The following is an 11309-nucleotide window of genomic DNA, read 5'->3' as shown; positions in this document are numbered from 1 at the left end:
GGTGGGAGGATGGACCGTATGGGGGTGCGCCTGGCCGCGCCCCGGGCCGACCAGGGGACGACCGAAGGTGTGATCAGAAGTGGCCATTTCGCTGTCAGTAGTCGTTCTGTTGGCGATCATCCTCGTGGTGCTCGTCCGCGGCGGCCACCTCAAGGCCGGCCCCGCGATCGTCGCGGTCCTCTTCGGCTTCTTCCTCGCGTCCAGCTCCATCGCCCCGGACGTCAACCGGTTCCTGAACTCCCTCGCGGACACCATCGCCGGCATCAAACTCTGAGCCCCCCGCGGCCCCGGTCACCTCACCGGGGCACCTCACCGGGCCACCGCACTCTGATCGCGGCGCTGCCCGCAAGGGCCGGCTAGGCGGTCCCGTTGACGCAGGTGGCGTAGACGTTCATGCGGCCGGCGGCGGCCCTGTTGACCACGCTGACCAGCCACGACCTGCTGTCACTGTCCAAGGGGGAGTCCCGGATCACATCGAGTGACGGGTTGTCGAACAGGTAGTACCCGCCTCCGACGGCCAGTTTGCCCTCGGGGCAGGCCACCGTGAACGCCTGCGTACCGGCCCGGGCTTCCACCTCGAACTGCTCCGTGATCACCTGCCAGCCCGTGACTCCACCCACCCCGGGTGCGCCGGGGGTGCCGGGCACTCCCTGCGGCCCGGTGGCACCCGTCACGCCAGGGGTGCCGGGCGTGCCAGGAGCGCCGGTCACCCCCCGCGGCCCCCTGGGGCCGGTCGGTCCGGCCTTGCCGCGCGGCCCCGCCGGACCCCTGGGGCCCGTGGCGCCGACGCCGCAATCCCTGTCGTGCCCGCACTTGTCCGCGGCAGCCCCGGCGACGCTCGGAGCGGCGGCTTCCGTGGAGTCCTGCCCTGCGGCGACCTGGGGAGCCGTGAGACCCGCGAGCACGACGGCCAGCGAGCCCAGCGCACCCCCGATCACCCACGCCCTCCGCCGGGGAAGGGGGCCGAGGGGAGACTTCGGCATGTTCTGAGAGCTCATTGCGCTACTCCTTGAGGACCGATGTGAGCACTGCCCGCGGAACCCACGACGAGCCCCGCCGAAATCCTCGGCTCACACCGGCGACTCACCCGCCAACGACGCAGGGCCATGCCCGCATTGGCGCACGAAGTCCCCCCGGATGGTTCCCCCGCCCCCCGACACCCGCGCCGATCGCCCGGCCGCTGCCGCGACCCGGGAACGACTAAGGGCCAGGCGGAGGAAACATCCTCTGACCTGGCCCTTTGTGCTTCAGAGCGGGTGACGGGAATCGAACCCGCGTAGCTAGTTTGGAAGATCGCGTACCCGCCCCCACCCTGACCAGCCAACCCACTGGCCTGCCGGTTTCCCGCTCTCTCGCTGCTGTTCCCCGCGATGCCCTCAACGGCCCCCTCCGAACGGGCACGCGGGAGACACGGGCCGGGACACCGTGTGCAGAGGGCACTCGCGAGTCAAGGGGCGAGCGCGGAGGCCACCCGTGACAGTCGATCGGCCGGCAGCGCAAAGTGGTTGGCGGGGTTGCGGCAGGAGTACCCGCCGTCGTTGACGGCACAACCGCGGCCGTCTGTTGTCCAGTGCGCGGGGCCTGGCGCCCCCTGGGCGTCCAGCAGGGCGACTCCGAGGGCCTCGGGGTCCTCCACGCCCGCACAAGCGCGCAGCGCGGCCGTCAGGCGGTCCACGGCATCGTCAGGTAGTGCGTCGTCACCCAGCGCGGGAAGCAGCAGTAGCAGCCGAGCGTGCGGGTCGGTGGTGCTTCCGCTGGGCAGTGCGTTGTCCGCAGCAGCCACTAGCTCGGGCCAGGACAGGCCCGGCCCCATGAAGTGCCCGTCGTCCTGGGCGAGGTGCTCGGCCTCCTCCCAGTCGGGGTGGTGGAGGAGGTAGTCGGTGCCGGCCTCGCCCGTAAGGGTGCGATAGACGATGTGGAGACGGTGATCGCTGGCGAGGGGGATGGTGAACGTCGGCCAGTTGGCCTGCTCCCACAACCGCCGTTGGAACTCGACTGCAGCGTCGTAGTCAGCGCCGAAGAGTAGTTCCGCGGCTCCCTCGGAATGGACACACGAAGAGATGTGTCCAAGCCAGAACAACGGCTCGTCCAGGAACCCGGCCTCGTGCGTGAGGGGGCCGCCGTCGTACCCCGGTATCCGGTCAGGATGCAGGTCTGCGCTGTTCGTCACGGAGGACATCATGCCGTCCGGGTCTGACTCCCTGGGCCGGACCCAGTCGCTGCCCCTGCACGTGACAGCTCTTAGCTCCTGATCGGAATCTCGTACACGACCTCGCACAGTGCGACGGGAATGACGATGTCGGCCGTCTCCACGGGTTGCCCCTGGTCGCTGTAGTAGGTCCGCCGGATGTGGGTCACCAGGGCAGCCTTCTGGATCCCGAGAAGCGACGCCTCCTCGGCGGTCGCCTGCCGCGGCTCCGGCTGCTCCACGGCGTGGCTGACCGTGATCCCAATGACGGCCATCCGGTTCACAACACCAACGCCCGCGTGCGGCCCACCCTCGGGCAGGACAACGAGCGTGCCGGCGGTGAGCTCGTACGACTCCCAACTCGTCGACAGCTGCACAGGCCTGCCATCGGCTAGGAACTCGTACACCGTGCGCACGCACAGCTCCCCAACCGAGATCCCGAGACGCGCGGCGATCTCGACCGGCGCGGGAACCTTCGCCTCGGTCCGGCTCTCCCAGTTCCCCTGCCTACCCAAGGCCTGCATGTCCGCACGGAAGGGAGAACCGCCGGGCTGCTCACGAGCGGACGACCGGACAACCCGCACGCGCTGCCGTGGCTCCGCGACGTAGGTACCCGAGCCCGCGCGCCCCTCCAACACTCCCTGGGAGATCAAGAGCTCCTGCGCCCGACGAACGACGTTCTCGCCAACGCCACACTCCTCGGCGATCTGTGTCCGCGAGGGGAGGCGGTCACCAACGGTCCAGTCATGCTCCGCGATCCGCTGCCGGAGTACGTCGGCGATACGGAGATAAGGCGGCTGCTCAGGCATGTAGAAAATCTAGTCCACTAGCTCTAATCTAGTTAACTAGCTTCACTCAACGTGTTCACTCGGCGACGGAGGCCCTCGGTGCCCGCTTCGGAATCAAGGGCCGAGAGCATCGCCGCCCGACTGTCCGCCCTGGGCCTGACCACGCGACTGGAGGAGCACGCCCGCTACACGTCGATCGAAGCGGAGGTACCAGAAGTGCTGCCCGCCTCCACCTGGCGGGAGGTCCTGGAAGTGGTAGCGGAGGCCGACCGCTTCGGACTCCTAGCCAGCAGCTTGACCGGCCGCACCCTCTGGGCCGCCGTACGTAAAGCGGTCCCCACGACGGGCGACGTCCGGGGACCTGGCCATCAGCGATAGGAGCTGATCAGCATGTCGAACCGTATGGTCCCCACAACCGCCCGCACCAGGGGGCGCCCCCTCCGGCCGGCATCACCGCCCACCGAAGACCCCACCCCCTACCGATCGAGCTCGTGCACGATCGGCACTCACCACGAGTGCGCACAGTCGTCCCCCGCCACGGCTCCGGTAGGCGTCCCCGTGATCTACGAGGCCTGCGACTGCCCCTGCCACACCCCAAGCGACCGGTCCGAACCGCGGCAGGTGTCCCAGTGAGCGGATGGACCCCAAGCGGCGCCCTCGCCACAAACGTCGAGATCACCTCGACCACCGTCCAACGCGGAGACGTAATCCAGATCGGCGGCCAACCATGCCGCGTCATCGACCTGATCCAACTCCCCGCCAGCGCGAAGCGACTCTGCTTCGAGTCGGGCGAACTCCTGACCATGCACGCCCGAACCCGCTTCATCGCCCTCCGGATGCGGAGGAACTGGTGACCCAACCCGCACCGTCCCGCCGCCACGCCATCGCCGAAGACCTCCGGAACCAGATCTCGAAGGGCCACTTGAAGGCCGGCGAACGCCTCCCCTCCGAAGCCCAACTGGCCACCCGCTACGCGGTCAGCACACCCACCCTCCGGAACGCCCTCGCCCTCCTCCAGGCCGAAGGCCTAGTCGAGAAGGTCCACGGCAGCGGCAACTTCGTCCGCCACCCACTCCGCAGGACCACGTACATCGGCGGCGGACACACACCGAGCACACCGGCCCCGACCGAGGAGGCACTCCACACCACAGTCCGCGCCACCAACCTCCGAGCGCACGGCCATCTGACAGCACTCCTCAGGATCTCGCCCCGCAGCCCGTTGACAGAGTTCCTCTGCCTCAGCCACGAGGGGAAGACACCGCACAGCCTGGCCCGCATCTACATCCCCCGAGACCTGGCGCCGGCCAACGTCCCGGAAGGGCTTCTAACCGCACGAGTGCCAGACCAGCGCCCACCGCTGTCCGTGGTCCAGGAAACGGTCAGCACCCGCCTCCCAACTCCAGTCGAAGCGAAAACCCTTCGCATCAGCCCGACCCTGGCCATCCTCTCGATCACACGCGTGGCAACCGACACCACCGGACGCGTGGTGGAGGCGGCCCTCTTTGCCTTCCCGGGCGACCGCGCCGATGCCGTCTTCACTACCCTCCACACGACGGAAGCCAGGAGGGCGGAAGCGTGACATTCTCCAACGAACTGCGACTCCTGCCGTGGTCGGGCCCCGACGGTAAACCCTGCTTCCTGAGCGCCGACGACAGCGCCAGCTACCTGTCCCGCCTCGCCGACAACACCGAGTCGGTGCAGCTCGGCTTGGCGTCCGAACTCCTGAACCGCGCCCTAGAAGTCCTCGCAGACAAGGACCCGGACCCGGACCCGGACCCGGACCCGGACCCGGACCCGGACCCGGACCCTGATGAACTCCGCCTCCTGGCAGCGAACCTGACTGGAGCCTTGAGGGACGCAGTCCGCGTAGCAACCAGCCGCGGCCACCGCCTCCCGCGCCCAGCCCATACCGCTCACGAAGAACTGCCAGCCCACCCCAGCTAGCAGGAGCTTGTACGAACAGTGGGGCGCCAGAGTCAGTCAGGGGGCCGCCCTCAAAGACCACCTACTAAACATCGGTAGGTGGTCTTTGGGTTTACGTCGGCAGGATTCGTACAGCCATCTGATTTGCAAGCTCGCCTGGAACGCCGCCACCCCACCCCCGACATCAGCTTCGATGGCCCTGCGGGACGGCCCCGGGGCCGCGCGTATCCCCCCGTTGATGCCAGAATCGCGGTCTGCGTGGGGTCCGCCCTTCCGCGAGGGCGATGAGCGTGCCGGCGTTGAGGTCGTACGTTCCCAGCTCGTGGACAGCTGGACCGACCTGCCGCCGGTCAGCAACTCGTACACCGTACGCACGCAGCAGGTCGCCGTTACGGATCCCAAGCCGCGTCTCGACCTCGGTTGGCGCTGGCACCGTGGCCTCCGTCCGGCTCTCTCCCACAGCCGCCGTTGCTGCGGCGTGGCTGACGTCGGGAGCAGAACCCGACAAAACGTGCATCCGCTGGACGGGCTGCCCACCATCACGACATCATTTCCAGGTCAGGTCAGCCGCGGAGGGGATGCAGATTATGAGTGCGGAAATTCTAGGTATTCATGGAATCGGCCAACAACGAAAGAGCCCGAACTCCCTGCAAGAGAGTTGGAAATTTGCAGCCCAGCAGGGAATTGCCGCCTCAAATGAAGAAGCTAAACTTCGAAGTATGGAGGTTGCTTATTATGCAACACTATTTCGAAAGGGCAATGGTCGACTGGGGCGCGAAGACACCATTGAAGCCGATGCACCGCTCTCACCGGGTGAGCAACGGTTCCTTGAGGAGATATTTGAGGACGATCTAATTTCCAGCACAGGTATTCGGGATGTCCAAGCTCAGGTGCTGGGTCTTACCGCAATACCGAGTAAAGTTGCCCGCTCTCTAGTGGCGGTCGATCGAAAATTCGGCCGCAATGCAGGAAAATACCTCCTCTTTATCCTTCGGCAGGTCTACCGGTATTTGACGGATGAAGATCTTTCGAGCGCCATTCGGAAGAAAATTTCAGAGTCCACCTCGGCTGCCACGAGTGTAATTCCGGGACACTCTTTGGGGAGCGTAGTGCTCTACGACATGCTGCTTCGAGGAGACCTGTCAGTGAAGGATGGCTGTGATCCTAAGAGGCTAACTATTGTCACGTTTGGATCGCCACTGGCTTGGCCAACTGTTAGGCGAATGCTTGGGCATGGTTCACATGTCCAGGATGCCGGTTGTGAATGGAGTAATATCTTCGATCCCCGGGACGCCATTACTGGGGGGGTGGCATTGACCGGACCTCGTACAGTGAATATCAGGGTAGAGAATGGATTGCTCGACCCCCATGCTGCCGTGAACTATTTGCGCCAGCCAGCTGTGGGGAGTCTACTTCTCTGACTGGCATAGGGGGAAGCGTGTGAGCTCAAATCGCCGGAGACTCGTTACGATTGCGGTGACTGAGTACGACTATGAGAGCGAGGAATTTGGAGACTCCATCCGAAAGCAAGTCTCCTCCGTGCAAAATTGGTTCGCGAACGATGCAATTTCTCATGATGAACGGTTCATTGCGACTGCGCCGGTTGCGCTTGAAACCGTTCGCGATATCACAGAGTTCACGCATCGGGAGAAGCTATTTGAGTGTGAACAAGAAGACGTTCTAGTCGTTTATATAACTGGGCATGGTGCGCGATCAAACGCGAATCGCCATTTTCTCTTGTTGCCTCAGTCGGACGACTCTAAGCTCATGTCAACGGCCTTCCCCACAGCTGATTTGGTGGGAGCCATCCTGGACTCCGAAGCCCAGCATGTCCTTGTGATTGTCGATTCATGTTATGCGGGCTCATTGGATGCTGAACTGGCGAATCGACTCCAAGATCTATCGCCTGATCGCTTCGGAATGGAAACACTGGTCGTCGTCACCAGTGGAGACTTCACTGAACAACCACGGGTCGGTGAGTTCACTGAGGTAATCGACCTTGCTGTACAGAAAATCTGTGACGAAGCTAAGGGTTTCGCGGGACCTACCATCTCTTACCAAGATTGGGAGACGGTTCTACGTGAGGTCGCCACGGAGAGGCGCGACCTAATTTCGGTGCGTTGGGTGTGGCCCCGCAGCCGTAGTGACGCTCCCAGCCCGTGTCTGCCTAACCCGCGGTATTGGCTAAAAGAAAAGACAACTTTTGGCGCACCTGAGTCCGAATCAAGCCACCCCTTTACCCCCTCTAACTACTGGATAACGCGAGCTTCAGGAACTTCATCAGAGAACGATGTCGCCTGGCATTTTACAGGTCGGCAAAAGATCGTTGAGGAGATCCAGGAGTTTCTAAGATCAGGTGAAGGTGTATGTCTCGTCACGGGAGAAGCGGGTTCGGGTAAGTCGGCAATTATCGGACATCTGGTAGTACACGGAAATGCTCGGATCCGAAGCGACGTGCCCCAAGATATTTTGAACGTGCTGGAGACGAGCTCTGCTCCTCCTGTCGATATCGCGGTGCTAGCGAGAAACAAGTCCACTGCTTCGGTTTCGCAAGAGATTCGAACCGCACTACTCCACATCAGTGGTCTAGGGATAGAGCGCGCAACCTCGTTGAGTGAAGAAATTGAGTCCACCAGATCCACACTTGGCCGGCCTGTTGCTATCGCTATCGATGGTGTCGATGAGGCTGCTGATCCAGACTCTCTGATCGGCGATCTTTTGCACCCGCTTGTTCGTGATGCGAATCGACTCAGAAAAGATGTCCGAGTGCTGGTCGGTGTACGTAGTCCAAGAAGCACTGCACTCGACGGAACGACAGCCAAGAGCGATCACTTGATCGACGAGATAGCGAGGGTGATAAATACCCCGTTCTACAGTGAAGGCGTACCTTCGCTGCTATTTGACGATGCTACTGAGGCATCTGAGATCGAGAGTGCCAATACTATCTTCCTACGGACGGACGAAGATGGGAGTCATGCGGAAATCACACGCTACGCCCTATCTTTGCTCTCCGATAAAAGCCACCCCAAATCTCCGTATCTGATGGCACCTGACTCAGCTCTAGAGGTAGCCGAAGCTATTTCTCGCCAAACGACTCCATCCTTTCTCAATACTCGCCTTGCCGCTGACAGGGCACGGAATAGACCGACCGTGCAAAATGTAGAAGATCCCGAGTGGATTAAATCGCTGCAAGACGGTACCGTTGCGCTCCTCCATTCAGATCTCGAAGAGGTGGCGGAAAATTCTGGAATCGACCCAGGCGATTTGCTGGCGGCCCTACAGGCCACAGCTTTTTCCTGCGGGCCCGGGTTGCCCTGGGCGGACGTCTGGGCGGCAATCCTCAATGCAATCTTCGGAAATTTCACGCGAGATGCAAGTGATGTAATCAAGGCGATTCGATCAAGTCGCCTAAATGGTTATCTCGCCACCGACATTTCGGACAATAGAATTGTTTACCGTCCGAGCCATGAACGCATTGCGGAGAATCTTAGAAGCCTTGCAGTTGGCGAGAATCGAGTGGTCGACGAATTCGATCTGCAGGGCCATATGGAATCGATTCATGCGAAGATCGCTGCATCGCTATCAAGCATCACGAGATCCACTCTTCCGTACCCCCCACACCCGTACATCAGGCGCTATCTTGTGCAGCATGCCGCATTGGGCGCAGTTCTGGATGACGGTCACGTCCCTCTCTCGTTTCTTGAATGGGAAACGAGCCGCAGGGTCGGGAGTCTGCTGCCGTCACTGAATCCTGTTCGTGGAAATATAAACCTGCATGCCTGGGCTCGGATTGAGCGGCACTTGGTTGGTGTGGAACTGGCATCTCAGAGGGTTAGTCATGCATTCCATTTGACTGCTTTGGGGGGTACTCCGCCCCCTTTGGCAGGATGGCTTCACCCAAAGTGGGCCCGGTGGGAGGTCGACAGTGGAAGCGCCAGCGCCTCCGGCTCTGGAGGGCGATATGTATCTTCAATTGGCGGTTTGGCGTTTGTGGCGGTAGGGGGCGAAATTCAAGTACGGGACCTGAGTACGGGCGTGAATGCAAGTTCCGTGCCAGCTGGGTTGATCACAGAAATGTGTGTAACAGGCAGATCCGGAAACCCCGTTATTGCTACCTCTTCAGTCGGCTATCCAGGTAGTCGGCATCGAGGTATCCGTTTTTGGGACCCCTTTAGTAAGCAGGAATTGGAGCGCATCGAGTGCGGGCGAATCCGTCAACTGAAGGGCCTGGCAGGTGACTCTCCTGCGGTAGCGGCGATTAGTCGCGGCTGTGGTGACGAGGTTGTGGCCTGGGATATTGAGACCAGGAAGGTACTGTTTCGAAGCCATGGGGTTAGGGCTGGCTCGTACTGCATTACGAATTGGCGGGGAAATCCTTCAGATGTTCAAATTCTGATTGCGGACATGCCCTCTAAGGATTCAATGATGCACGTTTGGAATGCTCGGTCGGGTGTGGTGGAAGATTCATTCCGTGTTGGGCCTGTTGGGAGGATGATGTCAGTCAAGAATAGTGACGGACGATCCTTGGTTGCAACGGAAGCGAGTCCGTACGGGGATAGAGGCATAAAGATCTGGGATATCGAGTCTGGCGTGCAGGTTCGCTCGATCGACGTTGGGCCTGTTCGGTCAATGTGCACAGTCCCGTCAGGGCGTGGGCGCGAGTTTCTTGTGACCGTCGGGTGGGATCACGTTTTGCGTCTAATCGATCTATGGTCTGGTCAGGAGCTTGAAGAAATAGTTATGAGTGCTCCAGTGGCTGCGGTTGTTCCAGTGCAGATCGGAGAGAAGTCTCCCCCGGCCTTTCTTCTCTCGGGCCCTGCCGGCTCGGCTCTTATTTCTATGGGGCGCACAGGTGTCGGGGTAGAGAAGCGGATGGGCTAGGTACTGCGAGATTTTGCGACAGTGAGACAGGCAAGCGCCGCCGCTGTGCTCTACCAAATTGCTGGCCCACATGGCGCAGGCCAGACTCTCCTTGCGCTGGTTCACCTGCAGGGTGCCTATACCCAGGGCCCGCCTGCTCGCATCCCGTCCGCCTTCGACCCACACACCGTGGAGCGGGCGTGGTTCAGGGCGTCAAGGTGGAGCGCGCCACTGTACGAACGACCTTGACGCCCTGAACCACGCCCGCTCGGCTCTGCCTTGGTCGAAGGCGGACGGGATGCGAGCCCACAACGTTCACCACGAATCCGCTAGCACGCGCAAACGGAGCCTCATCCATCCCGGAGTCAGAGCGCCCCCGCCGGAGGCACCGCCTTGACGGGCGGCTCACTGACAGGCCGGGCTCGTCCAGCCCATCAAGTGTTTAGCCATGGGCGCGCGGCCGGCGTGCCGGGCTGGAGCGGGGCGCAGACAGGAGCGCAGGCCCGGGGCGACGGGCGCGCGACGCCGCCTTGGCGGCGGAAGCGCCCTTGATGAAGTAGGGAAACTCTTACCGCACTACGGCCCCGTGGCTGCAAGGGTGGCCCGGTTGGCATTGATGTGCGCCGCCAGTTCGGTCAGCGCGCACTCGATGCGAGCACTGGCGATCGGGTCGAAGTCAGGTACGGCGGGCGCTGTGGCCACGTAGTTGGAGGGCTCGATCCCCCAGGCCTCGATCAGGCTCCATCCAGCCTGGACCTCGGCAGTCTGTCCATCTGCGGATGTCACCCGTAGCCAGGCCGTGCACTGGTCTGAGAAGTCGTACGGCAGATAGGCGGTGCCGCCTACATCCTTGAGCCCGATGATCTGTGTGTTCCACTGCTCCAGCAGCCGAGCGAGCCGCGCACCCAGGCCTCCTGGGGCAGTCGCCGAGTCATCGAGCGCGAGGTAGTACGAATCGCATGAGTGCCGGTGGGAGCCGATGCGTAGCCGGAGGTCATTGTGGGCCCCGCGAGTGCGGACACGGTCAAAGTGCAGAGCGATGTCCGCGGGCATGGGCGTCTCTTTCAGTACGTGCTTGTGGCCAGCTGGCGGCCGTCGTGGCTGCGGACGTGGGGGCCGGCGTCGTCCAGGGCGTCCAGGAGACGGATCGCGTAGACTTCGGACATCTGAGCAGTGACCTCTTCTGGGGTGAGCCAGGCGACCGCAGTCGATTCCTCCGACGTGCGCTCGGTGCCGCCTGATGGCTTGCAGCGGAAGACCAGGGCGACGATGCCTCGGGTGGTGTTCTTGTAGACCCCGGTGAGCTCGTCCACCTCGACCTTGATGCCCGTCTCCTCCAGGACCTCGCGGCGGACGCCGGCCTCCGGGGACTCGGTGAGTTCGAGGACTCCGCCCGGCAGTTCCCAAGTTCCGTTGTCCGCGCGACGGATCGCCAGGAGTCGGCCGTCCTCGCGTAGTACTGCCCCGGCTACGGACACGGAGTGCAGTGGCGTTGACTTGGCCTGCGGGGAACCCGTACTCATGTACAGGAGCATAGGAGGAAGAGAAGG

At 62.6% G+C, this 11309-nt stretch carries 12 protein-coding genes; 7 read left to right on the top strand and 5 right to left on the bottom strand.

The features are described 5' to 3' along the window. The first annotated feature begins 79 nt into the window (after positions 1 to 79). Positions 80 to 274: a hypothetical protein gene (locus tag OG389_RS13050; protein WP_250739483.1), complete on the top strand. Its 195-nt coding sequence runs from the start codon at positions 80 to 82 to the stop codon at positions 272 to 274. A gap of 82 nt (positions 275 to 356) precedes the next feature. Here the strand turns inward: OG389_RS13050 and OG389_RS13045 are convergent, their stop codons facing one another. From OG389_RS13045 to OG389_RS13035, 3 genes are all read right to left on the bottom strand, one after another. Continuing rightward, a complete protein-coding gene (locus tag OG389_RS13045; protein ID WP_328298641.1) occupies positions 357 to 998 on the bottom strand; it encodes a hypothetical protein in 642 nt (213 codons plus the stop codon). A 449-nt stretch (positions 999 to 1447) separates the two neighbouring features. Further along, positions 1448 to 2170 (bottom strand): hypothetical protein, encoded by a 723-nt coding sequence (locus OG389_RS13040; protein ID WP_328298640.1) that lies wholly within the window; start codon positions 2168 to 2170, stop codon positions 1448 to 1450. Positions 2171 to 2241: 71 nt separating this feature from the next. After that, on the bottom strand, positions 2242 to 2997 hold the full coding sequence (locus OG389_RS13035; protein WP_328298639.1) for a GntR family transcriptional regulator: 756 nt from the start codon (positions 2995 to 2997) through the stop codon (positions 2242 to 2244). 78 nt (positions 2998 to 3075) lie between these two features. Here OG389_RS13035 and OG389_RS13030 point away from each other — a divergent pair, with 78 nt between their 5' ends. From OG389_RS13030 to OG389_RS13000, 6 genes are all read left to right on the top strand, one after another. Further along, entirely contained in the window at positions 3076 to 3354 is a 279-nt protein-coding gene (locus OG389_RS13030) for a hypothetical protein (protein ID WP_328298638.1), read from the top strand. A gap of 251 nt (positions 3355 to 3605) precedes the next feature. Continuing rightward, positions 3606 to 3830 carry a hypothetical protein gene (locus OG389_RS13025; protein WP_328298637.1) on the top strand — a complete coding sequence of 75 codons (225 nt, stop codon included), beginning with the start codon at positions 3606 to 3608 and terminating at the stop codon, positions 3828 to 3830. Continuing rightward, a complete protein-coding gene (locus OG389_RS13020; RefSeq protein WP_328298636.1) occupies positions 3827 to 4555 on the top strand; it encodes a GntR family transcriptional regulator in 729 nt (242 codons plus the stop codon). Before OG389_RS13025 ends, OG389_RS13020 begins: the two co-directional genes overlap by 4 nt. Then, positions 4552 to 4920: a hypothetical protein gene (locus OG389_RS13015; protein WP_328298635.1), complete on the top strand. Its 369-nt coding sequence runs from the start codon at positions 4552 to 4554 to the stop codon at positions 4918 to 4920. Before OG389_RS13020 ends, OG389_RS13015 begins: the two co-directional genes overlap by 4 nt. 566 nt (positions 4921 to 5486) lie before the next feature. Continuing rightward, positions 5487 to 6320 carry a hypothetical protein gene (locus OG389_RS13005; protein WP_328298634.1) on the top strand — a complete coding sequence of 278 codons (834 nt, stop codon included), beginning with the start codon at positions 5487 to 5489 and terminating at the stop codon, positions 6318 to 6320. Positions 6321 to 6375: 55 nt separating this feature from the next. Continuing rightward, entirely contained in the window at positions 6376 to 9780 is a 3405-nt protein-coding gene (locus tag OG389_RS13000) for an NACHT and WD repeat domain-containing protein (RefSeq protein ID WP_328298633.1), read from the top strand. 555 nt (positions 9781 to 10335) lie between these two features. Here the strand turns inward: OG389_RS13000 and OG389_RS12995 are convergent. Together OG389_RS12995 and OG389_RS12990 are read right to left on the bottom strand one after the other, a co-directional pair. Then, on the bottom strand, positions 10336 to 10812 hold the full coding sequence (locus OG389_RS12995; protein WP_328298632.1) for a hypothetical protein: 477 nt from the start codon (positions 10810 to 10812) through the stop codon (positions 10336 to 10338). A gap of 11 nt (positions 10813 to 10823) precedes the next feature. Beyond that, positions 10824 to 11294, bottom strand: a complete 471-nt coding sequence (locus OG389_RS12990; protein WP_328298631.1) for an NUDIX hydrolase — start codon at positions 11292 to 11294, stop codon at positions 10824 to 10826. Between the last annotated feature and the right edge of the window lie 15 nt (positions 11295 to 11309).

The organism is Streptomyces sp. NBC_00435 (assembly GCF_036014235.1).
Classification (GTDB): Bacteria; Actinomycetota; Actinomycetes; order Streptomycetales; family Streptomycetaceae; genus Streptomyces.
This window is presented reverse-complemented; position numbering and strand designations above follow the sequence as displayed.